This window comes from Streptomyces sp. NPDC057939 (genome assembly GCF_042887545.1).
GTDB lineage: Bacteria > Actinomycetota > Actinomycetes > Streptomycetales > Streptomycetaceae > Streptomyces.
Window position 1 is genome coordinate 19480 of sequence record NZ_JBHVPG010000039.1, and the last position, 22307, is coordinate 41786.

Genomic DNA, 22307 nt, shown 5'->3' on the forward strand with positions numbered 1-22307 from the left:
GAACGGGGCCCGCGTCGTGAGCGCCGGTCAGGCGGCGTTGCGGGCGCGGCGGTAGAGCACGGCTCCGGCGAGCAGCAGTCCGCCCGCGAGCGGCACTCCGGCCGTGAGCGCGTCACCGGCGCCCGTGGCCGCGAGTCCACCCTGGCCGGGCGTCTGCCCGCCCGGGGTACCGGGGTTGCCACCACCGGGGGTCTCACCGCCAGGGTTACCGCCGCCGGGGTTCCCACCACCGGGGTTCCCACCGCCCGGGTTACCGCCACCGGGGTTCCCACCGCCAGGGTTGCCACCACCGGGATTGCCACCACCCGGGTTACCGCCACCGGGGTTCCCACCGCCAGGGTTCCCACCACCGGGATTCCCACCACCGGGGTTCCCACCACCGGGGGTCTCACCACCCGGATTGCCACCACCGGGATTCCCACCACCGGGGTTCCCACCACCGGGGTTCCCACCACCGGGGGTCTCACCACCCGGATTGCCACCACCGGGGTTCCCACCGCCAGGGTTGCCACCACCCGGATTGCCACCACCGGGATTGCCGCCGCCCGGGTTACCGCCACCGGGGTTCCCGCCCCCCGGGTTCCCCGGGTGGTCGTCGCACGGCTCCTCGGGGCCGCCCGGGTGGTCCGGGTGCTGCGGCTTGCCCGGCGGGCGGTGCTTGCCCGACTCGTTGGCGCAGCCGTTCCCGAAGGCCGGATTCAGCAGGGCGATCACGTTGACGGTGTTGCCGCAGACGTTCACCGGCGCTTCCACCGGGGCCTGCACGTTGTTCCCGGACAGCACGCCCGGCGAGTTCGCGGCATGGCCGGACGCTCCGGAGGCCGCCTGCGCCTGACCGCCGGCCAGCGCGAGCACACCCCCCGCGGCCGCCATGGTGATCAGCGTCTTCCTCGTGACCTGGATCGGTCGTCGCATCTGTACTCGTCCCCTGTTGGTACGTCGACGGCCGCCGCGCGGCGGCCGGGCCGTCCAGGCTCCCCCGCCTGGTACGCCGAAAAGTCGATGGATCGGGCCGTTAAAGCCCGGCGGCCCCGAAACGCTGGAAAGCGCTCCGGGGCCGGGTCTTCAGACGCGTCAGGCGTTGACGCAGGTGTTGCCGAAGGCCGGGTTCAGCAGGCCGATCACGGAGATCGTGTTGCCGCAGACGTTCACGGGGATGTGGACCGGAACCTGGACGACGTTGCCGGACAGGACACCGGGGGAGCCGATGGCCGCACCCTGGGCACCCGCGTCGGCGACGGCCAGACCCGCACCCGCGAGAACCAGACCACCGGTAGCAGCCGCAGCGGCGACAACCTTCTTGAGCATTGTTCCTCCTAGTAGGAAAGTGCGGTCCCAGCCGCGGACCGCACCACCTGTAACGAGGAGTTCCCACCGGGGCTACGAGCGTATGAGCGCATTCACTCTTCTCAGTGGAATCCGCACACCTTCCCGATTCCCGGGCGTTAGGAGTGACCCGTCACGCGTTGTCGATGAACCGGTCGAGGACCCGGACGCCGAACTTGAGGCCGTCGACCGGAACCCGCTCGTCCACTCCGTGGAACATGCCCGCGAAGTCCAGCTCGGGGGGCAGCTGGAGCGGGGCGAAGCCGAAGCAGCGGATGCCGAGGTCGTCGAAGGACTTCGCGTCCGTACCGCCCGAGAGCATGTACGGGACGGCCCGCGCGATCGGGTCCTCGGCCTTCAGGGCGCCCTGCATGGCGTCGACGAGCTTCCCGTCGAAGTCCGTCTCCAGCGCCTTGTCCGCGTGCACGTCCTCGTACTTCACGCGGGGGCCGAGGATCCGGTCGAGGTCGGCGAAGAACTCGTCCTCGTAGCCGGGCAGGAAACGGCCGTCGACGTGCGCCGTGGCCTGGCCGGGGATGACGTTGACCTTGTAGCCGGCGCCGAGCATCGTCGGGGCGGCCGAGTTGCGCAGGGTCGCGCCGACCATCTTGGCGATGCCGCCGAGCTTGGCGAGGGTCTCGTCCATGTTGTCGGGGTCCAGCGGGGTGCCCAGGGCGTCCGAGAGCTCGTCCAGGAACGAACGCACGGTCTTGGTGACGCGCACGGGCCACTGGTGCCGGCCGAGGCGACCCACGGCCTCGCACAGCTCCGTGATGGCGTTGTCGTTGTTGGTCATCGAACCGTGGCCCGCGGTGCCCTCCACCGTGAGCCGCATCCAGTGCATGCCCTTCTGCGCGGTCTCCACGAGGTAGAGGCGCAGGTTCTCGTTCACGGTGAAGGAGAAGCCGCCGACCTCGCCGATCGCCTCCGTGACGCCCTCGAAGAGGCCGGGGTGCTTGTCGACGAGGTGGCGGGCCCCGTAGATGCCGCCCGCCTCCTCGTCGGCGAGGAAGGCCAGCACGATGTCGCGCGGGGGCTTGCGCCCGCTGCGCATGCGGTCGCGCACGACGGCCAGCGTCATCGCGTCCATGTCCTTCATGTCGACCGCGCCGCGGCCCCACACGCACCCGTCGGCGATCTCGCCCGAGAAGGGGTCGTAGGTCCAGTCGGCGGCGTTGGCCGGGACCACGTCGGTGTGCCCGTGGATCAGCAGGGCCGGCCGCGACGGGTCCTCCCCCTCGATCCGGGCCACGGTCGAGGCGCGGCCCTTGTGGGACTCGAAGATCTGCGGCTCCAGACCCACCTCGGCCAGCTGCTCCGCGATCCACTCGGCCGCCTTGCGCTCGCCCGGGCCCGAGTGGTCCCCGTAGTTGCTGGTGTCGATCCGGATGAGGTCCCGGCAGAGGTCGACGACCTCGTCCTGGCCGGAGACGGTCCTGCCCGCGCCCGATTCGCTCACGCTGTTCCTCCCACTGATCAGTACCGGCTACCTCCCCATCCTCGCGCGCCCGGGCGCTCCGCCCAAGGGCGTTCCCCGGTCACCGGGGGGTGTGATCGGGCCCCCGGAATGTTTGGTAATGTTTTCCACGTCGGAACGGCCCGCGAGGGACGCGAGACAGACACCTTGTCCGGGTGGCGGAATGGCAGACGCGCTAGCTTGAGGTGCTAGTGCCCTTTATCGGGCGTGGGGGTTCAAGTCCCCCCTCGGACACAAGTAAGGAGAAGGACCCCGCTTCGGCGGGGTCCTTCTTCGTTTCCCGTGAGTGCGGTGGACGGGAAGGGGGCCCCGGCCCGGGATCGGATCCCGGGCCGGGGCCCCTTCGTGCGCGCGTCGGTCAGCGGCGGGACGCGGCGATCTCCGCCACCCGGCCACGGACCAGGAACCAGCCGCCGACCAGGGCGGCGCCGATGACCGGGACGAACAGCACGGTGGTGCGGCCGACGCCGCCGTCGCACCACATCAGGACCAGGACCGTGACGAGGAAGACCAGCGTGACGATCTGCGTGTACGGGGCCCAGGGCAGTCGGTAGGACGGGCGCTCCAGGCGGCCCTGCTTCGCCCTCCGCCAGAAGTGGAGCGAGCAGAGCATGACCATCGCCCAGGTGCCGAGGATGCCGAGCGAGGCGAAGTTCAGGACGATCTCGAAGGCGTCCTCGGGCATCAGGTAGTTCAGGCCGACGCCGGCGATGCCGAAGGCGGCGGTGAAGAGGACCCCGCCGTAGGGGACCTTGCCCTTGTTCATGACGCCGGTGAACTTGGGCGCGGAGCCGGACATGGCCATCGAGCGCAGGATCCGGCCGGTGGAGTAGAGGCCGGAGTTCAGGCTGGACAGGGCGGCGGTCAGGACGACCAGGTTCATGATGCCCGCGGCGCCCGGGACGCCGAGCTTGTCGAAGACGGTGACGAAGGGGCTCTGACCCTCCGAGTAGGCGGTGTACGGGAGCAGCAGGGCCAGCAGGACGACCGAGCCGACGTAGAAGATGCCCACGCGCCACATGATCGAGTTGATCGCCTTCGGCATGATCTTCTCGGGGTTCTCGGTCTCGCCCGCGGCGACCCCGCAGAGCTCGACGGAGGCGTACGCGAAGACCACGCCCTGGATGACCAGGAGCATGGGCAGGACGCCGACCGGGAAGATGCCGCCGTTGTCGGTGATGTTGCCGAGGCCCGGGGTGTTGCCGCCGATGTCGTGGCTGGTGGCGACGAGGTAGATGCCGACGAGCAGGAAGATCGTCAGGGCGGCCACCTTGACCAGGGAGAACCAGAACTCCATCTCGCCGAAGTACTTCACCGAGATCAGGTTCGCGGTGAGGACGACGGCCAGGGCGATGAAGGCCAGCACCCACTGGGGGACGTCCGTGAACATCGACCAGAAGTGGGCGTAGGTCGCTGCGGCCGTGATGTCCGCCACGGTGGTGGTGGACCAGTTGAGGAAGTAGAGCCAGCCCGCCGTGTAGGCGCCCTTCTCCCCCATGAACTCGCGCGCGTAGCTGACGAAGGCGCCCGAGGACGGGCGGTAGAGGACCAGCTCGCCGAGGGCGCGGACCACGAAGAAGGCGAAGACGCCGCAGACCGCGTAGGCGATGGCGAGCGAGGGGCCCGCTCCGGCGAGGCGGCCGCCGGCGCCGAGGAACAGGCCGGTGCCTATCGCCCCGCCGATGGCGATCATGTTGATGTGGCGGGACTTGAGGTCCTTGCTGTAGCCCTCGTCACCGGCGTCGACGGGGCGGGAAGACGCCTCGGCGGGGGCCTCGGTCAAGGTGCGGTCACTCATACGGACTTCGCCTTCGTGGGTCGGACAGGCAGGTCGGAACGGCCGCGCGGGAGAGCTGGGTGGTGTCCCCCGTGCCGCGATCCGGTGGTTTTGTCGCCCCAGGAGACCATGAGGCTCCGCCCCCCGCCAAAATCGGCTCCCTGCGCACGGAAGCCCCCGGCGACCATGGAAACGGTCGCCGGGGGCTTCCCGGGGGCACGAATGCGAGGCGGAGCGGGTCAGTCGTGCGGGGTGGTCTCCGCCGCCTGGTCCAGCCGGAACGCCTCGTTGCCGAGACCGATGCGGGCGTGCGCCTCGGGGCGGCGGGACTTCAGGTACAGACCGTGGGCCAGACCGGCCAGGGCCGCGACGGCGATGATCGCGGGCAGCGCCCAGCTGAGCGCGGAGCCCTTCTCGGCGCCGACGAGGACGGCGAAGTCCTTGACGGTGTAGAGGGCGATCCCGACGAGGGCCAGTCCGGCGAGCCCTGCCGCGACGAGCCGCCAGACCTGGGCGCCGGCGGTGCCGCGGCGGACGAAGAAGGCGATGACGGCGAAGGAGGACGCGGCCATGAGGACGGTCACCCCGAGGGCGCCGACGCTGCCCATCCAGGTGAACAGGTGCAGGACGGGCGCGGTCGGGTCGCCCGTCGGCAGGTCGTCGGTGAGCGCGAAGGCCGCGACGACGAGGGCGGCGATGCCGGTCTGCAGGAGGGAGCCCGTGGCCGGGGCGCCGGTGCCGGGGTTGGTGCGGCCGAAGCGGGCCGGGAGCAGGCCCTCGCGGCCCATGGCGAAGGCGTAGCGGGCGACGACGTTGTGGAAGCTCAGCATCGCCGCGAACATGCCGGTGACGAAGAGCACGTGCAGGACGTCGGTGAAGCCGGCGCCGAGGCGGGTCTCGGTCAGCTCGAAGAGCAGGCCGGGGCCGGATGCCGCGGCGGCGTCGGTGATCGCGGCGGGGCCGGTGGCGACGGTCAGGGCCCAGGCGCTGAACGCGAAGAAGAGGGCGACGAAGCCGACGCCGAGGAACATCACGCGGGAGACGACGATGTGCGGCTTGCTGGTCTCCTCGGCGTACACCGGGGACTGCTCGAAGCCGACGAAGGCGGCGATGCAGAAGCACAGGGCGGTGCCGAGGCCGGCGCCGGAGAGGGTGCCCGGGTCGAAGGCGCTCAGGGACAGGCCCTCGGGTCCGGGCTTGCCGAGGGCGGCCACGTCGAAGATGACGACGAGGACGCACTCGATGAGGAGCAGGACGCCGAGCACCTTGGCGTTCAGGTCGATCTTCAGCCAGCCGAGCGCTCCGGTGGCGGCGACCGCGAGCAGGGCCGGGATCCACCAGGCGACCTCGGTGTCGAGGTAGGTGGCGAAGAGGCCGGAGATCTCGAAGCCGAGGATGCCGTAGACGCCGACCTGCATGGCGCTGTACGCGACGAGGGCGACGAGGGAGGCGCAGGCTCCGGCGGTCGGGCCGAGGCCGCGGGCGATGTAGGCGTAGAAGGCGCCTGCGTTGTGGACGTGCCGGCTCATCTCGGCGTAGCCGATGCTGAAGAGCGCGAGGACGACGCCGAGGATCACGAAGAGCAGGGGCTGTCCGACGATGCCCATGACGCCGAAGATCGTGGGCATGACGCCGGCGACGACCATGAGGGGCGCGCTGGCCGCGAGTACGGAGAGCAGCAGCCCGGCGGTGCCGAGGCGGTCGGCGCGCAGGGCGCGGTCCTCGCCCTTGTACGTGCGTATCTCGGTCGGTTCGCTGAGCGTGGTGGATCTGCCCGTCGGCATGGCGGGGTTTCCTTCCGGGAGCAGGAGCGGGAGCGGTCTGCGGGGACGGTCGGTGGGCGCTGGGGCTAGGCGGTGCCGAGCGCGACGCTGCGCGCGGCGAGGAAGGCCTTGTGCGGGTCCCGGTCGGGGTAGGACCAGGGAGCCGGGGTGGCGTGGGCGCCGATGCGGTGGAAGAGGGCGGCGGCCTCGGCGGAGCGGCCCTCGCAGAGCTTGGCGTGGGCCAGGAAGTTGAGGTCGACGCGGTTGCGGGGGTGGTCCTCGCGCTCCCACTCCAGCCACCAGTCGAAGGCGGAGCGCAGCACGGTGCGGGCGCGGCGGCCGGACCAGTGCTCGGCGGCGGCCCCGGGGGCGGTGCGGCCCTGGGCCGCGGCGAGGACCCGGTAGCGCTCGGCGTGGGCGATGACGGGGAGCACGGCGAGCGGTGAGTCCGCCGGGGACTCCTCGGCCGCCCAGGCGGCGAAGTCGTAGACCTCGTGGAGGGGGTCCTGGCCGGTGGCGGGGGTGCGCTCGGCGAGTCGGGCGACCATCAGGTGGTGGGCGTGGTGGTGCTCGCGGTGGCGGGCCCGGACCTGGTCGAAGTGCCGGCTGAATTCCTCCTCGGTGCCGAAGGACCCGGAGAGCATGAGCAGGCCCAGCCAGGGGGTGGGGTCGGCGGGGAGCAGGACGGCGGCGCGGCGGCAGGCCTCCTCGGCGGCTTCGGGGGTGCCCTTGTGCCGCAGGGCCGTGAAGACGCTGGCGCAGGCGAGGAGGGTGGCCGCGTCGGCGCTGTCGGGTTCGGCGAGCAGCCATTCACGGGCCCAGGCGGTGGCGGCCGGGGTTTCGGCCAGGACGACGACGCGGTGGCCGCGGCGGTCCCAGTCGTCGCCGGTGCCCACCAGGAGGGCGCGGGCCCTGGACCAGCGGCCTTGCGCGAACTGGGTCCGCACGTCGACGAGTTCGGTGTCGCACAGGGCCGGGTCGAAGAGCTGCGCGTCCCGCTTGCGGGCGCGGCCGAGGGGCGGCGGAGGCGGGGACATCCGCGGGTTCCCTCCAGAGCGCGGGCGCGGGTGGACGACGTGCGCGGGAGCGCACGGGGTGGTGAGCGGTGCGGTGGTGCGGGTTGGATCATGCCGGTGAGGACTCGGATGATCACATACAGCTAAGCGGTACGCACAGCTCCACGTCAAGGTCCAGTCCACTGCGTGGCGGGTTTCAACTGGTGCTGACGAGACTCCAGTTGGGGCGGCCCGAATATCGTTCGGAGCGGCCCGGGGCGGCGCATAGGCTGGGTCCATGGCATCCCCCGACGATCTTCCTCCCTACCTCCTCGGCTTCCCCGGGCCGCTGCGCGACCAGCTGGTCGCGGCGGTGCTGAGCGGCGCGAAGACCAGTACCACCGGCCTCCTCGCGGAGTACGAGGCCGAGGGCGAACCGCTGCCGGCGCCTGGCGACCGGGCCGTCCTGGTCGACTCGGACGAGGCGGGTCTGGCCGTGGTCGAGGTCACCGGCGTGGAGGTGCTGCGGCTGGCGGACGTTCCGCTGCGGCACGCCCTCGACGAGGGCGAGGGGTACGCGTCGGTGGCCGAATGGCGCACGGCGCACGAGGGGTTCTGGCACTCCGAGCCGGTGCGCGCGGTGCTCGGCGACCCGGGGTACACGGTCGACGACGACACGTTGGTCGTCGCGGAGCGGTTCCGGGTCACCGAACGGCTCGTCCGGGAACCCCGGCCGGCGGAAGGGTAGGGGTCCCGGGTCAGCCCACCGCCTTCGCCGCGGCGCGGCCCGCGGCGCGGCCCGAGAAGATGCAGCCGCCGAGGAAGGTGCCCTCCAGGGCGCGGTAGCCGTGGACTCCCCCGCCGCCGAAGCCGGCCGCCTCGCCGGCCGCGTACACCCCGGGGAGCGGGTCGCCGGCGGGGGTCAGGACGCGCGAGGACAGGTCGGTCTCCAGGCCGCCGAGCGACTTGCGGGTCAGGATCGAGAGCCGGACGGCGATCAGCGGGCCCGCCGCGGGGTCCAGGATCCGGTGCGGGGCGACGGTGCGGACCAGTTTGTCGCCGAGGTATCGGCGGGCGCCGTGGATCGCCGTCACCTGAAGGTCCTTGGTGAAGGGGTTGGCGATCTCCCGGTCCCGGGCCACCAGCTCGCGCCGGACGGTGGCCTCGTCGAGCAGGTCCTCCTTGGTGACGGCGTTCATGCCGCGCACCAGGGCCGACAGGTCCCGCTCGACGACGAAGTCGGCGCCGTTGTCCATGAAGGCCTTCACGGGGCCGGGTACGGCCTGGCGGGCGCGGGTGATGACGTCACGGACGGACTTGCCGGTGAGGTCCGGGTTCTGCTCGGAGCCGGAGAGCGCGAACTCCTTGCCGATGATGCGCTCGTTGAGGACGAACCAGGTGTGGTCGTGGCCGGTCCGCATGATGTGTTCGAGGGTGCCGAGGGTGTCGAAGCCCGGGAAGAGCGGTACGGGAAGCCGTCGGCCGGTGGCGTCCAGCCACAGCGAGGACGGGCCGGGCAGGATCCGGATGCCGTGGCGGGACCAGATCGGGTTCCAGTTCTCGATGCCCTCGGTGTAGTGCCACATCCGGTCCTTGTTGATGTGGCTCGCGCCGGCGTCCTCGGTGATCCCGAGCATCAGCCCGTCCACGTGGGCGGGCACACCGGAGAGCATCCGCTCGGGCGGGGTGCCGAGGCGGGCGGGCCACTGCCGGCGGACGAGGTCGTGGTTGCCGCCGATGCCCCCGCTGGTCACGATCACGGCCTGGGCCCGCAGGCTGAAGGCACCGGAGGCCTCGCGGCTGCTCGCGGTGCCCCGTTCGGCGTCCGAGGGGGCCAGGACCTCCCCGGTGACGGTGTCGACGACGCCCGCGGTCGAGGCGAGGCCGGTGACGCGGTGGCGGAACGCGAGGCGGACGAGCCCGCGGGCGACCCCGGCGCGGACCCGGCGCTCGAAGGGAGCGACCAGGCCCGGCCCGGTGCCCCAGGTGATGTGGAAGCGGGGGACGGAGTTCCCGTGGCCGTTGGCGTCGTAGCCGCCGCGCTCCGCCCAGCCGACGACGGGGAAGAAGCGGACGCCTTGGGCGTGCAGCCAGGGCCGCTTCTCTCCCGCCGCGAAGTCGACGTACGCCTCGGCCCAGCGGCGCGGCCAGGCGTCCTCCTCCCGGTCGAACCCGGCCGTGCCGAGCCAGTCCTGGAGGGCGAGTTCGTGGGTGTCCTTGATGCGCATGCGGCGCTGCTCGGGAGAGTCCACGAAGAACAGGCCGCCGAAGGACCAGTGGGCCTGGCCGCCGATCGACTGCTCGGGTTCCTGGTCGACGAGGATGACCTTGCGGCCCGCGTCGACGAGCTCGGCGGTGGCCACGAGGCCGGCGAGCCCCGCTCCGATCACGATCACGTCAGCGTCGTACGTCATGCGTTGCCCGTCCTCCGGAGTCGGTGGTGGGGCAGATCCTTGGCTACGGAGCGGTAACCAGTCAACAGCGGTGGTTGGATGGATCGTGTGAGTGCCGCTGATGAAGTACTGGACGTGGTGGACCGGGACGACCGGGTCACCGGGCGGGCCCCGCGGGGCGAGGTGTACGCCCGGGGGCTGATCCACCGGTGCGTGTTCGTCCGGGCGACGGACGCGCGGGGGCGGGTCTTCGTGCACCGCCGGACCGCGTCGAAGCTGGTCTTCCCCTCGTACTACGACATGTTCGTGGGCGGGGTGCTGGGCGCCGGGGAGGACTACGCGGGCGCCGCCCTGCGGGAGGCCGAGGAGGAACTCGGGGTGCGGGGGCTGGAGCCGCCGGCGCCGTTGTTCAAGTTCCTGTACGAGGGTCCGGGCGGTGCCTGGTGGTCCTCGGTGTACGAGGTGCGCTGCGAGCTGCCGGTGTCCCCGCAGGTCTCGGAGGTGGACTGGCACGCCTGGCTGACTCCCGGCGAACTGGAGCGGCGCGTCACGGACGCGCGGTGGCCCTGGGTGCCGGACGGGCTGGAGGCGTACCGGCGGCTGCGGGAGTTCCGGGGGCCGCGCCAGTAGATTGGTCGGGTGATCGACTTCGTCAAGGACGTGCGCCTCTGGTTCGCACCATCGCGGCTGAGGGACGAGGGCGAGACCCCCGACTACCGCTTCTCGCTGGCCAACGAGCGGACCTTCCTGGCCTGGATCCGCACCTCGCTGGCCCTGGTGGGCGGTGGGTTCGCGGTGGACCAGTTCCTGCCGGACCTGCGGTGGGGGGTCCGGGTCGGGATGGCCTTCGCGCTGCTGGCGGTGGGCGCGGCGTGCGCCCTGCGCGCGGTGAACCACTGGACGCGGTGCGAGCGGGCGATGCGGCGGGGCGAGGACCTGCCGCTGTCGCGGTTCCCCGTGGTGCTGAGCCTGTGCGTCGGGCTGGTCGCGGTGGTGATGGTCGCCGTGGTCCTGCTGGGCTGGACGACGGGGCGGTGAGCGTTTCCGGCGAGGTCCGCGACGCGGGCCTGCAACCGGAGCGGACCCGGCTCGCGTGGCGGCGCACGACGCTTGCCTGCTCCGTGGTGGCGGTGCTGGCCGTGCGGCAGGCGATGCGGGGGACGGGCAGTCCGACCGAGGTGGGCGGCGCGGCCGTGACCGTCCTGATCTGGGTCGTCTTCCTGTGGGTGGCGCACCGGCGGATGCGGGAGCTGGCGGCCGCCCGACCCCGGGGGCTGGCGCCGCGGGCGGCCCTGGGGGTGGTGGCGTGCACGGTGGCGCTGGCGGTCCTGGCCGTCGCGGTGATCCTCTGAGCGGCGCGGGTGCCCCCGCGCCGCTGCCGCCGCCTGTGCCCATGACCGCGACACGAAGCGGGACACACCGGGTGTTCCGGGGTGAATCGCACTAGCCTCTGCGCCATGACGACCCTGCACCACGAACACCCGACGCACGAGCACACCCACGGCCCGGACTGCGGTCACCAGGCCGTCTCGCACGGGGACCACGTCGACTACGCGCACGACGGGCACCTGCACCGGGAGCACTCCGGCCACTGGGACGAGTGCGAGACCCCGGGGCACACCACGCACGAGGCCCACCCGCACGCGCACGGATCGGGCTGCGGGCACGACGCGGTCCCCCACGGCGACCACCTGGACTACCTGCACGACGGGCACCGGCACGCCGAGCACGAGGGCCACTACGACGACCACTGATCCGGCCACCGGCACCCGCCCTCCCCGGGCGGGGCGCCGGGTGGCAGGATGCCGACGGACCGTCACAGCGACCCGGGGAGAGTCCGGATGTCCGTCGAAGAGCCGTACCTCGCCCAACCCGCGCCCGGTGTGTACGCGTACGTCCAGCCGGACGGCGGCTGGTGCCTGAACAACGCCGGTTTCGTGAGCGACGGCGGGCGGACCCTGCTCGTCGACACGGCAGCCACCGAACGGCGGGCGCTGGCCCTGCGCGGGGCCGTCCTCGCGGCCGGGGTGCCGCTGCCCCGGACGGTGGTGAACACCCACCACCACGGCGACCACACCTACGGCAACGGCGTCTTCGCCCCCGGGGCGGTGATCCTCGGGCACGAGGCGGCGCGGGCCGAGCAGCTCGCCGCCGGACACCAGCTGGAGATGATCTGGCCCGCGACGGACTTCGGCAAGGTCGAGATCACCCCGCCCGATCTGACGTACGCCGACCGGTTGACCCTGCACGTCGGCGGCATCGAGGTGCGGGTGCTCCACCCCGGTGTCGCGCACACCACCGGGGACTCGGTCGTGTGGCTGCCCCGGCAGAAGGTCGTGTTCACGGGGGACCTGGTCTTCGCCGGCGGTACGCCGTTCCTGGCGATGGGCTCGCTGTCCGGATCGCTGCGCGCGCTGGAGCGGCTGCGGGAGTTGGGCGCCCGGACCGTCGTTCCGGGCCACGGACCGCTGACCGACCCGTCGGCGTACGACTCCACCGAGCGGTACCTGCGCCACGTGGGCGAGCTCGCCCGGGAGGGCCGGTCGCGGGGGCTGACCCCGTTGGAGACGGCGCGCCGGGCCGACCTGGGCGAGTTCGCCTCCTGGCGGGAGAGCGAGCGGCTCGTGGCGAACGTCCACCGGGCGTACGCGGAGCTGGCCGGGGAGCCGGAGGGGGCACCGCTGGACATCCTGGCGGTGCTGCGGGACATGACGGTGATGAACGGCGGGACGCCGATCCTGTGTCACGCGTGAGATGAGCGCCCGGGTCACGCGCGAGCCGACCGCCCGTGTCACGCGCGAGGCGAGCACAGCGGAGGTGCCCCGGGCGGGGTGATCCGGTGCGGCCGGACGAGGTTTCCCGGGGCCACGCTCTGGACGGCATACCGACTGGTCGGCATGATGGCTCCCGGGCGTCCAGCCCGTTGCCGTCCACTCCGTACGGAGGTGCCCACCATGACCCCAGCCCCGGACCATCCGCGAGGCCTCGACCTGGAAAGGCTGCGCGACCGCCTCGACGCCGATCTGCCCGGCCTCGTGTCCGGTCCGCTGAGCGGCCGACTGATCGAGGGCGGCCGCTCGAACCTGACGTACGCGGTCACCGACGGCTCCGGCCACTGGGTGGTGCGCCGCCCGCCGCTCGGCCACGTCCTGGCCACCGCGCACGACATGCGGCGCGAACACCGGGTGATCGCGGCCCTCCACGGGACGGCCGTGCCGGTGCCGGAGCCTCTGCTGCTCTGCGAGGACGATTCCGTGCTGGGGGCGCCGTTCTACGTCATGGAGTACGTGGACGGCGTCCCCTACCGGACGGCCGACCAGCTCGCCGGGATCGGGCCCGAGCGCACCCGGCGGGCGGTGCTCGGCCTGGTGGACACCCTCGTCGACCTGCACGCGGTCGATCCGGAGGCGGTGGGCCTGGGCGACTTCGGCCGGCCCGACGGCTTCCTGGAACGGCAGTTGCGGCGCTGGGGCAAGCAGCTCGCGGCTTCCCGGGGCCGGGAGCTCGCCGGGATCGAGGAGTTGCAAGACGCCCTGGGCCGGACCCTGCCACGCTCCCCCGCGCCGACTGTGGTGCACGGGGACTTCCGCCTGGACAACGTGCTGATCGGCGGGCCGGACGACACGATCAGGGCGGTGCTGGACTGGGAGATGTCCACGCTGGGCGACCCGCTGACGGACCTCGGGCTGCTGGTGATGTACAGCTCCGACCTGGGCCTCACCGATTCACCGGTCAGCACCACGAGTCGGGCCCCGGGGCATCCGGCGCCCGCCGAGCTGATCGAGCGCTACGCCGTCCGCTCCGGGAGGGACACCGGCGCCATCGCCTGGTACACGGCCTTCGCCTGGTTCAAGCTCGCGGTGATCCTCGAAGGCATCCACTACCGCTACACGCTCGGACAGACCGTCGGTGCGGGCTTCGACCGGATCGGCGAGCTGGTCCCGGTCTTCATCGAGCACGGCCTGACCACCCTCGAAGAACTCCAGAAAGGCTGAGGACTCCCCATGGACTTCGCATACGACACCCGGACCGAGGAACTCCGCGAGCGGCTGCTCGCGTTCATGGAGGAGCACGTGTACCCGGCGGAAGCCGTCGCCGCCGAGCAGCGCGCACGGCTGGCCTCGCCCTGGGACACCCCGGCCGTCTTCGGTGAGCTGAAGGCCGAGGCGCGCCGGCAGGGCCTGTGGAACCTGTTCTTCGTGGACCAGCACGGCGGGCCGGGCACGAAGTACGGCGCGGGGCTGACCAACCTCCAGTACGCCCCGCTGGCGGAGATCACCGGCCGCAGCCCGCACCTGGCTCCGATGGCGACGAACTGCGCGGCCCCGGACACGGGGAACATGGAGCTGCTCGCGCAGTTCGGGGACGAGGCGCAGAGGAAGCAGTGGCTGGAGCCGCTGCTGGCGGGGGAGATCCGCTCCGCGTTCGCGATGACCGAGCCCGACGTCGCCTCCTCGGACGCGACGAACGTCGAGACGCGGATCGAGCGGGTCGGTGACGAGTACGTGGTCACCGGACGCAAGTGGTACATCTCCGGGGCGATGAACCCGGATTGCAAGGTCTTCATCGTCATGGGCAAGACCGACCCGGAGGGCGCCGATCCGCGCCGCCAGCAGTCCATGGTCCTGGTGCCGCGCGACACCCCGGGCGTGGAGGTCCGCCGGGCGATGAAGGTGTACGGGTACGAGGACCACGATCACGGCGGACACGCCGAGGTGGTCTTCGACGGGGCCCGGGTCCCGGTGGGGAACCTGGTCGGCGAGGAGGGCGGTGGTTTCGCCATCGCGCAGGCCCGCCTCGGCCCGGGTCGGATCCACCACTGCATGCGGCTGATCGGCATGGCGGAGCGGGCCATCGAGTTGATGTGCCGGCGCGCGGTGGGACGTACCGCCTTCGGCAAGGAGTTGGCCGCCCAGGGAGTCGTGCAGGGCTGGATCGCGGACGCGCGGGTCGCCGTCGAGCAGTTGCGGCTGCTGGTGCTGAAGACGGCCTGGCTGATGGACACGGTGGGCAACCGGGGGGCGCACACGGAGATCCAGGCCATCAAGATCGCGACCCCGCGCACGGTCGTGGGGATCCTGGACCGGGCGGTGCAGTTGCACGGCGCGGGCGGGGTGAGCCAGGACTTCCCGCTGGCCGAACTGTGGGCCGCAGCAAGGACCTTGCAGCTGGCCGACGGACCCGACGAGGTGCACCAGCGCTCGTTGGCGCACCGGGAGCTGAGGAAGTACGCGGGCGGCCGGCCCTGAAAGTGGGGCGTTCGTGCGGGAGTTCGGGTGAACGTGTGTGCACGGTGAAGGCGATGCGGGGGGTCTTTTAAGAAACCTTGTTGAATAAGGCTGAAAGGCAGGGGCGATCTTGATTTGCGCCTGTCAATCGGAACAGGGTTCTCCAGAAGGTTCGACGCCCCACACGTCACCCACGAGGAGAACCCTCCACATGGCAACTCACAAGCGTTCGCGCGGTTTCCGTTACGCGGCCATCGGTGCGGGAGCCGCCACCGCGGCCGCCGTCACCCTGATCGCCACCCCCTTCGCGGGGGCGGCGGCGCCGGCCGAGGGCACGGTCTACGGACTGGGCGCCCCTGGTGCGATCAGCGGAAGCTACGTCGTCATCCTGGACGAATCCGCGGACAAGGCGAAGCTCGCCAACAAGTACGGAGGCGAACTGCAACGCAGTTACGGCTCCCAGGTCAACGGCTTCTCGGCCTCCGGACTGAGCGAGACGGAGGCCAAGCGGCTCGCCGCGGACCCGGCCGTCGGCAAGGTCGTGCAGAACAAGAAGTTCACCATCAAGGCCAGTCAGCCCAACCCGCCGTCCTGGGGGCTGGACCGGATCGACCAGACCGCGAAGGAAGGTGACAAGAAGTACGACTACCCGGACAAGGCCGGTGAAGGGGTCACGGCGTACGTCATCGACACCGGCATACGCGTGACGCACGAGGACTTCGGCGGCCGTGCCACGCACGGCTTCGACGCCATCGACAACGACGACAGCGCCGACGACGGCAACGGCCACGGCACCCACGTCGCCGGCACGGTCGCGGGGACCGCGCACGGCGTCGCCAAGAAGGCGAAGCTGGTGGCGGTGCGGGTGCTGGACGACAACGGCTCGGGCACCACCGAGCAGGTCGTCGCCGGCATCGACTGGGTCACCAAGAACCACTCCGGCCCCTCCGTCGCCAACATGAGCCTGGGCGGCGGCGCCGACGAGGCGCTCGACGAGGCGGTGCGGCGTGCCGTCGCCGCGGGCGTCACGTTCTCCGTCGCGGCGGGCAACGAGTCGAGCGACGCGGGTCAGGGTTCGCCCTCCCGGGTCACGGAGGCCCTGACCGTGGCGTCGAGCACCATCGACGACGCGCAGTCCGACTTCTCCAACTTCGGCTCCGTGGTGGACCTCTACGCTCCCGGCTCGGACATCACCTCGGCCTGGAACGACAGCGACACCGGCACGAAGACCATCTCGGGCACCTCGATGGCCGCCCCGCACGTGGCGGGCGCCGCCGCCCTCTACCTGTCCGGGCACCCGTCCTCGACCCCGGCGCAGACCGCGGCGGCCCTGACCGCGGCGGCGACCGCGGGCGCGGTCACCAACCCCTCCACCGGCACGGCGAACAAGCTGCTGAAGGTCGCCCCGTAACGGGTGACCAAACGCACCGGACGCACCGGACGTAGCGGACGCAGTCGATGAACCGGACCGGCCCGTCCTCCTGCCGCCCCCACCAGGGGCGCGCCGGGGGGCGGGCCGGTCCGTCGTGCGGGGCCCCCGCGGCCGGTCCGGCCGACGGGGCCGACCCGGCCGATCGGCCCCTTCGGGAGGGGACCTCGGCCCCGTCGGGTCCCGGTCGAACCGGTCGGAGGGGTCCCGCACGGTGGGCTATATTCGGAACATCCCCCCACCGAAGGTGCATATCGCCATGCCCAGCTCCACCCTGACCCCGGCCGCCCCCGCCCCGGCCGGCGCGACCGTCCCGCAGCCCGCCGCGCCCCAGGCCGGCCCGCAGGCGCCGGCTCCCAGCGTCGCCAACCCCGGTCCCCTGGGCCTGGCCGCGTTCGCGCTGACCACCTTCGTGCTCAGCCTCTTCAACTCCGGCCTGATCGCGGACACGGCACTGAGCGCGGTCGTCCTGCCGCTCGCCCTCTTCTACGGGGGCCTCGCGCAGTTCGTCGCCGGCGCGATGGAGTTCCGTCGTGGCAACACCTTCGCCACCACGGCGTTCGTCTCGTACGGCGCGTTCTGGATGTCCTTCGCGGGTTACGTGAAGTTCGTCGTCCCGACCCTGCCCGCCGGCCAGGCCCACATCGCGACCGGCTGGTTCCTCGTCGCCTGGTTCGTCTTCACCTCCTACATGGCCGTCGCCGCCCTGAAGCTGGACCTGGCGCACCGGCTGCTCTTCACCGTGCTCGCCCTGACCTTCCTCTTCCTGGCCCTGGGCGACCTCACCCGGGTCACCGCCCTCGGCCACGTCGGCGGCTTCCTCGGCCTGTTGTGCGCGGGCATCGCCTGGTACGTCTCCTTCGCCGTGGTGGCCGAGGAGACCTGGGGCCGCAAGGTGCTCCCGCTGGGCTGAGGCCCCGGGGACGATCAGGCGGGGCCGTCGGTGGCGAGCAGGCCGGCGGCCGTGCCGATGACCTCGTCCAGCACGTCGCGGGAACGCTCCAGGTCTCCGATCATCCGGTCGATCCGCTCCCGTTCGGCGGTCAGTTCGGCGACCAGCAGCGGGGTCGCGCGCACGGACGGGCCGCCGTCCTCGTCGCGCATGCAGGGCAGGATCCGGGCGATCCTCTCGCTGTGCAGTCCGGCCGCGTAGAGCTCCTGGATCCGGATCACCCGGTCGACGGCCCGCTCGGGGTAGTCCCGGTGGCCGCCCGCGGTCCGGTCGGACGCCAACAGCCCCTGCTCCTCGTAGTAGCGCAGCGACCGCGCGCCGACCCCGGTGCGCGCCGCCAGTTCACCGATCCGCATGCCCATCCCCCGACCCGAGACCTTGAACCTGACACCAATGTGAGGTTCTACGGTACCGGCATGACGCACACCGAGCAGGTACCCGCCGGATCCCGCCTCTTCGAACCCGCCCGCCTCGGCGGCCTGGAGCTGCCCAGTCGCCTGGTGATGGCGCCGCTGACGCGCAACCGGGCCGACGCCGACGGCGTACCGGGCGACCTCATGGCCGCCCACTACGCGCAGCGCGCCTCGGCCGGTCTGATCATCGCCGAGGGCACCACGCCGAACGCCGTCGGGCAGACGTACCCGTACATCCCCGGCATCCACTCCCCCGGGCAGATCGCCGGCTGGCAGCGGGTCACCGACGCGGTGCGCGCCGCCGGCGGGCGGATGTTCCTCCAGCTCCAGCACGGCGGGCGGGTCGGCCACCCCGACACCAGCGGGCTCGTCCCGCTCGCCCCGTCCGCGGTTCGCTTCCCGGAGCCGCTGCACACCCCTTCCGGGTTGCAGGACGCCCTCCCGCCCCGCGAGATGACCGTCGCCGACATCCGGGCCACCATCGCCGATTTCGCGACCGCCGCCCGCAACGCCGTCGAGGCGGGCTTCGCCGGTGTGGAGGTGCACTCGGCCAACGGCCACCTGCTCCACCAGTTCCTCTCGCGGAACACGAACCGTCGCACCGACGACTGGGGCGGCCCCGTGCGCAACCGGATCCGCTTCACCGTCGAGGTGGTCCGGGCCGTCGTGGAGGCGATCGGCGCGGACCGGGTGGGCGTGCGCGTCTCCCCCGGACTGGGGGTCAACGGCATCGAGGAGGGCGACACCGAGGAGATCTACCCGGCGCTCACCGCGGCCCTCGCCGAGATCGGGCCGGTCTACCTGCACCAGGTGTACGCCGACCCGGACGGGCCGGTCTTCGCCGGGCTCCGGGCGGCCTGGCCCGGCACGCTGATCGCCAACCCCGCGCTCTCCCGCGAGGAGGTCGCGGACGACGGCGGCAAGCGGCGGGGCGAGCGGCTGCTGGAGGCGGGCGCCGACCTGATCGCGCTCGGGCGGGGCTTCCTCGCCAACCCGGACTTCGTGGAGCGGCTGCGCACCGGGGCCCCGCTCAACGAGCTCCGGCCGGAGTTCCTGATGCACGTACGGGGTGCGGAGGGGTACACGGACTACCCTGCCCTGGCCCGCGTGTGAGCGGCACCGCCGCTCAGGGGCGCAGGGAGCGCAGCAGCAGGTCGGCCAGGTGGTCGGCGACCTGGAGCGGGGTGAGCGGGCCGTCCGTGCGGTACCAGGTGGACAGGTGGTGGACGGACCCGAAGTAGAAGTCGACGACCAGGTCGGCGGGGGTGGCCGCGGCGAACACCCCGGTGCGCTGGCCCTCCTCGACGAGGGCCCGGAAGCGCTCGTGGTAGCGCCTGCGCTCGGCCCTCACCTGCTTGTACTTCTCCGGGCTGAGCTGGTGCATCGACCGGAAGAAGATCATCGCGTCGTCGAGGTTCTCGATGGTGGTGACCACCACGTCGGCGGCCGCGGCCCGCAGCCGCTCCTCGACGGGGGCATCGGATCCGGCCACCGCGTCGAGCCGCTGCTGCTGGAGGCGCAGCATCCGCGCGTACACCTCGTGCAGCAGGTCGTCCTTCGACCCGAAGTAGTGGTACAGCGCGCCCTTGGTGACGCCCGCGGCCTCGACGATCTCCTGGACGGAGGTGCGGTCGTAGCCACGCTCGGCGAACAGCCTGGTGGCCACGGCCAGCAGCCGCTGCGGCACCGGGGTCTCCCGGTTGTTCTCCGCCGGCTCCGTGGTGGTCCTGGCTGCCATGGCGCTCGCCTTCCTTTCCTCATGTCTCAGCTGCTGCGTCGTACGACCATCCGACTGTTTTCAGCCTCGCTCGCGCAGTTCCCGTCGCAGGATCTTGCCACTGGTCGTCCGGGGAAGAACAGGCAGGATCTCGACTATGCGCGGGTACTTGTAGGCGGCGATGCGCTCGGCGCAGTGGGCGGCCAGTTCGGCGGGCTCCGCCGAGGCTCCCGGCCACAGGCTCACGTACGCCTTCACGCTCTCCCCGCGGTACGGGTCGGGCACCCCGACGACGGCCGCCTCGCGGACGGCGGGGTGGGTGTGGAGGACGTCCTCCACCTCGCGCGGCCAGACCTTGAACCCGGCGGCGTTGATCATGTCCTTCTTCCGGTCGACGACGTAGAGCCAGCCGTCGGCGTCCATGAAGCCGACGTCGCCGGTGCGCAGTTCGCCGTCCGGGAAGGCCTTCGCGCTCTCCTCGGGCAGCCCCCAGTAGCCGGGCACCACCTGGGGGCCGCGGACGGCGATCTCCCCGGTCTCGCCGAAGGGGACCTCGGCGCCCCGCTCGTCGAGGATCCGTACGAGGGTCTGCGCGCCGGGGACACCGACCGAGAGGGTGCCGGAGGCGGGGTCTACCGGGGCTTCGAGGTGGGCGGGGACGGAGGCGCAGGGGGCGGTGCACTCGGTGAGGCCGTAGCCGTTGCGCAGGTAGAAGCCGAAGGTGGTGCGCAGCCGCGCGACGAGCGCGGGCGGGAGCGGCGCGCCGCCGGAGGAGACCACCTGGAAGGAGGCGAAGTGGTCGCGGGTGACGGCGGGGTGGGCGGCGAGCGCGATGAAGGCGGTGGCCGGGCCGATGGTGTAGGCGGGGCGGTGTTCGAGGAAGGCGTCCAGGACGGTCCCGGCGTCGAAGCGGTGGGCGAGGACGAGGGTGCCGGCGTTGGTGAAGCAGGCGGCCAGCTCGCAGACCATGCCGGTGATGTGGAAGAGCGGGGCGAGGGCGAAGTAGCCGGCGCCCTCGGGGAGGGGGTGCCCGGTGACCTGGCGGGTGGCGTTGTAGGTGAGCGCGCCGTGCGGGTTCACCGCGCCCTTGGGGGTGCCGGAGGTGCCGGAGGTGTAGCTGATGAGGGCGGCGTCGGCGGCCGTCAGGTGCGGGTCGGGCGGCGCCGACAGGCCCCGGCGGGCCGTGTCGGCGAGGTCGGCGGGGACGGGGACGTCCGCCCCGCGCGGGGCGTCGGGCGCGTGCTCCGGGGGGTGCGGGGGTTCGACGCCGGGGGGCTCGGCGTGCGGGGATTCGGCGTGCGGGGGCTCGGCCTGCGGGGATTCGGCCTGCGGGGGCTCGGCCTGCGGGGGCCGCTCGGGCAGGACGCGGGGGTCGTCGCGGGTCTGGAAGTCCCGGTCGCGGGCGGTCAGGACGTCCCGTACGGCCGTCCCGCGCACGGCCTCCCGCAGGTACGCCGGCCAGGCCCGCTCCTCGCAGACCAGCGCGACGGCGCCGGAGTCGCGCAGGGCGCGGCGGACCTCGGCGGACTTGTACATCGGGTTGAGCGGGACGACCACCGCCCCGGCCTTCCAGGCGGCCAGCACCGCGAGCACGAAGTGCGGGGTGTTCTGCAGCATGACGGCCACCCGGTCGCCCCGGCCGACGCCCCGCGCGGCCAGGTGCCCGGCGAGGGAGTCGGAGAGGGCGTCGGCCTCGGCGTAGGAGATCCGGCCGTCGAAGTACGCGAGGGCCGGGCGGCCGGGGGCGCGGGCGACGGCCGCCCGGAACGCGTGCAGCACGCTGGGCCGCGGCGAGACGGCGGCCAACTGGGCGGGACTCAGCTGCCGCAGCCAGGGACGGGCGGCGTACCGGGAGCCGGGGGCGGCGGCGGTCGGGTCGGCGACAGCGGTCGGGGCCTCGGTGGTCGGGGCGGCGTGGGCCGGGGCCTCGGTGGTCGGGGCGGCGTGGGCCGGGGTCACGAGGACTCCCACTTCTGCTGGAGGTGGTTCATGCCGTTCAGCCAGCGGTCGGGTTCCGTGGCGCGCGCGGCGTAGTAGTCCGCCACCTCGGGGTGCGGGAGGATCAAGAACCGGCCCTTCTCCATACCGTCGAACAGTGCCTCCACGACCGCGTCGGGCTCGATCGCGGTCGGCGCCAGGACCAGCTCGCCCGCCGATCCGGCGGCCGTCAGCATGTCGGTGCGCACCCCTTGCGGGCAGATGGCGTGGACCCGAACGCCCCGGTGGCGGTAGGTCAGCGAGAGCCATTCCGCGAAGGCGAGGGCGCCGTGCTTGGTGACACTGTACGGCGCCGCTCCGATCATGGTCAGCAGCCCGGCGGCCGAGACGGTGGACACGAAACGGCCGCCGCCCCGCTCCAGCCAGTCGGGCAGCAGGGTCCGCGCGGCGCGCACGTGGGCCATGACGTTGGTGTCCCAGGCGGCCTCCCAGACGGCTTCGTCCGCGAAGGCGTCCCCGCCCGAGGCGAGACCGGCGTTCGCGCAGTAGACGTCCACGGCGCCGCCCAGGGCCTCCCGGGCCTCGGCCACCACCGTCGAGGCGTCGCCGGGCACGGCGATGGCCCGGGAGCCGATCGCGCCCGCCACGGAGGCGGCCTTGGCGGGGTCGAGGTCGTTGACGACGACGGTCGCCCCCTCGGCGGCGAACCGGTGCGCGAGTGCCGCGCCGATGCCGCCGCCCGCGCCGGTGACGACGACTCGCTGATCCTGGTACGCGCTCACGGGGGTCACCTTTCGTCGCTGCCCCGGGGGGGCCGGTTCCGGGCAGACTAACCAGTCGGTATGCCCGGCCGGAAGGGTACGGCGCCCATTGGGTCGTTCCGGTGCGGGTCGGGCGGC

General features: G+C 72.5%; 22 protein-coding genes and 1 tRNA gene. 12 read left to right on the forward strand and 11 right to left on the reverse strand.

Going from position 1 to position 22307, the window contains the following annotated elements; all coding sequences use genetic code 11:
* Positions 1-27 precede the first annotated feature (27 nt).
* From ACFVS6_RS31155 to ACFVS6_RS31165, 3 genes are all read right to left on the reverse strand, one after another.
* A complete protein-coding gene (locus tag ACFVS6_RS31155) occupies positions 28-915 on the reverse strand; it encodes a chaplin (RefSeq protein ID WP_389709100.1) in 888 nt (295 codons plus the stop codon).
* Between the two features lie 159 nt (positions 916-1074).
* The gene (gene chpH, locus ACFVS6_RS31160) at positions 1075-1308 is read right to left on the reverse strand and encodes a chaplin ChpH (protein ID WP_362877285.1); all 234 of its coding nucleotides are present in this window, start codon (positions 1306-1308) and stop codon (positions 1075-1077) included.
* Between the two features lie 151 nt (positions 1309-1459).
* On the reverse strand, positions 1460-2785 hold the full coding sequence (locus ACFVS6_RS31165; protein WP_281205872.1) for a M20/M25/M40 family metallo-hydrolase: 1326 nt from the start codon (positions 2783-2785) through the stop codon (positions 1460-1462).
* A 167-nt stretch (positions 2786-2952) separates the two neighbouring features.
* Between ACFVS6_RS31165 and ACFVS6_RS31170 the strand changes: the two genes are divergently transcribed.
* Positions 2953-3037: transfer RNA gene (locus tag ACFVS6_RS31170), tRNA-Leu, on the forward strand.
* 124 nt (positions 3038-3161) lie between these two features.
* Here ACFVS6_RS31170 and ACFVS6_RS31175 read toward each other — a convergent pair.
* The 3 genes from ACFVS6_RS31175 to ACFVS6_RS31185 all read right to left on the reverse strand — a co-directional run bounded on the left by ACFVS6_RS31175 (position 3162) and on the right by ACFVS6_RS31185 (position 7380).
* Positions 3162-4601, reverse strand: a complete 1440-nt coding sequence (locus tag ACFVS6_RS31175) for an amino acid permease (protein ID WP_389709103.1) — start codon at positions 4599-4601, stop codon at positions 3162-3164.
* Positions 4602-4819: 218 nt separating this feature from the next.
* A complete protein-coding gene (locus ACFVS6_RS31180; RefSeq protein WP_389709105.1) occupies positions 4820-6364 on the reverse strand; it encodes an APC family permease in 1545 nt (514 codons plus the stop codon).
* 65 nt (positions 6365-6429) lie between these two features.
* Positions 6430-7380 (reverse strand): hypothetical protein, encoded by a 951-nt coding sequence (locus ACFVS6_RS31185; RefSeq protein ID WP_389709107.1) that lies wholly within the window; start codon positions 7378-7380, stop codon positions 6430-6432.
* A 256-nt stretch (positions 7381-7636) separates the two neighbouring features.
* Here ACFVS6_RS31185 and ACFVS6_RS31190 point away from each other — a divergent pair, with 256 nt between their 5' ends.
* A complete protein-coding gene (locus ACFVS6_RS31190) occupies positions 7637-8086 on the forward strand; it encodes an ASCH domain-containing protein (RefSeq protein ID WP_389709109.1) in 450 nt (149 codons plus the stop codon).
* Positions 8087-8096: 10 nt separating this feature from the next.
* Here the strand turns inward: ACFVS6_RS31190 and ACFVS6_RS31195 are convergent, their stop codons facing one another.
* On the reverse strand, positions 8097-9752 hold the full coding sequence (locus ACFVS6_RS31195) for an FAD-binding dehydrogenase (protein WP_389709111.1): 1656 nt from the start codon (positions 9750-9752) through the stop codon (positions 8097-8099).
* 78 nt (positions 9753-9830) lie between these two features.
* Between ACFVS6_RS31195 and ACFVS6_RS31200 the strand changes: the two genes are divergently transcribed.
* The 9 genes from ACFVS6_RS31200 to ACFVS6_RS31240 all read left to right on the forward strand — a co-directional run bounded on the left by ACFVS6_RS31200 (position 9831) and on the right by ACFVS6_RS31240 (position 17301).
* A complete protein-coding gene (locus ACFVS6_RS31200) occupies positions 9831-10361 on the forward strand; it encodes an NUDIX hydrolase (protein WP_389709113.1) in 531 nt (176 codons plus the stop codon).
* A 9-nt stretch (positions 10362-10370) separates the two neighbouring features.
* Positions 10371-10769, forward strand: a complete 399-nt coding sequence (locus tag ACFVS6_RS31205; protein ID WP_389709115.1) for a YidH family protein — start codon at positions 10371-10373, stop codon at positions 10767-10769.
* Entirely contained in the window at positions 10766-11083 is a 318-nt protein-coding gene (locus tag ACFVS6_RS31210) for a DUF202 domain-containing protein (RefSeq protein WP_389709117.1), read from the forward strand. The genes ACFVS6_RS31205 and ACFVS6_RS31210 overlap by 4 nt, the downstream gene beginning before the upstream one ends.
* Positions 11084-11188: 105 nt before the next feature.
* Entirely contained in the window at positions 11189-11485 is a 297-nt protein-coding gene (locus ACFVS6_RS31215) for a hypothetical protein (RefSeq protein WP_389709119.1), read from the forward strand.
* Positions 11486-11572: 87 nt separating this feature from the next.
* Complete coding sequence (locus tag ACFVS6_RS31220) at positions 11573-12484, forward strand: MBL fold metallo-hydrolase (RefSeq protein ID WP_389709121.1); 912 nt, start codon at positions 11573-11575, stop codon at positions 12482-12484.
* A 201-nt stretch (positions 12485-12685) separates the two neighbouring features.
* A complete protein-coding gene (locus tag ACFVS6_RS31225) occupies positions 12686-13726 on the forward strand; it encodes a phosphotransferase family protein (RefSeq protein WP_389709123.1) in 1041 nt (346 codons plus the stop codon).
* A 9-nt stretch (positions 13727-13735) separates the two neighbouring features.
* Positions 13736-14980 (forward strand): acyl-CoA dehydrogenase family protein, encoded by a 1245-nt coding sequence (locus ACFVS6_RS31230; protein ID WP_389709125.1) that lies wholly within the window; start codon positions 13736-13738, stop codon positions 14978-14980.
* A 190-nt stretch (positions 14981-15170) separates the two neighbouring features.
* Positions 15171-16370: a S8 family serine peptidase gene (locus tag ACFVS6_RS31235; protein ID WP_389709128.1), complete on the forward strand. Its 1200-nt coding sequence runs from the start codon at positions 15171-15173 to the stop codon at positions 16368-16370.
* Positions 16371-16647: 277 nt separating this feature from the next.
* Positions 16648-17301 (forward strand): acetate uptake transporter, encoded by a 654-nt coding sequence (locus ACFVS6_RS31240; RefSeq protein ID WP_389709130.1) that lies wholly within the window; start codon positions 16648-16650, stop codon positions 17299-17301.
* Positions 17302-17315: 14 nt separating this feature from the next.
* Here the strand turns inward: ACFVS6_RS31240 and ACFVS6_RS31245 are convergent, their stop codons facing one another.
* Positions 17316-17696, reverse strand: a complete 381-nt coding sequence (locus ACFVS6_RS31245) for a MerR family transcriptional regulator (protein ID WP_389709197.1) — start codon at positions 17694-17696, stop codon at positions 17316-17318.
* A 60-nt stretch (positions 17697-17756) separates the two neighbouring features.
* Here ACFVS6_RS31245 and ACFVS6_RS31250 point away from each other — a divergent pair, with 60 nt between their 5' ends.
* Positions 17757-18866 (forward strand): alkene reductase, encoded by a 1110-nt coding sequence (locus ACFVS6_RS31250; RefSeq protein ID WP_389709132.1) that lies wholly within the window; start codon positions 17757-17759, stop codon positions 18864-18866.
* A gap of 13 nt (positions 18867-18879) precedes the next feature.
* Here the strand turns inward: ACFVS6_RS31250 and ACFVS6_RS31255 are convergent, their stop codons facing one another.
* From ACFVS6_RS31255 to ACFVS6_RS31265, 3 genes are all read right to left on the reverse strand, one after another.
* Positions 18880-19491, reverse strand: a complete 612-nt coding sequence (locus tag ACFVS6_RS31255) for a TetR/AcrR family transcriptional regulator (protein ID WP_389709134.1) — start codon at positions 19489-19491, stop codon at positions 18880-18882.
* A 60-nt stretch (positions 19492-19551) separates the two neighbouring features.
* Entirely contained in the window at positions 19552-21300 is a 1749-nt protein-coding gene (locus ACFVS6_RS31260) for a class I adenylate-forming enzyme family protein (protein WP_389709199.1), read from the reverse strand.
* Between the two features lie 125 nt (positions 21301-21425).
* Positions 21426-22199 (reverse strand): SDR family oxidoreductase, encoded by a 774-nt coding sequence (locus ACFVS6_RS31265; protein ID WP_389709136.1) that lies wholly within the window; start codon positions 22197-22199, stop codon positions 21426-21428.
* Positions 22200-22307 lie beyond the last annotated feature (108 nt).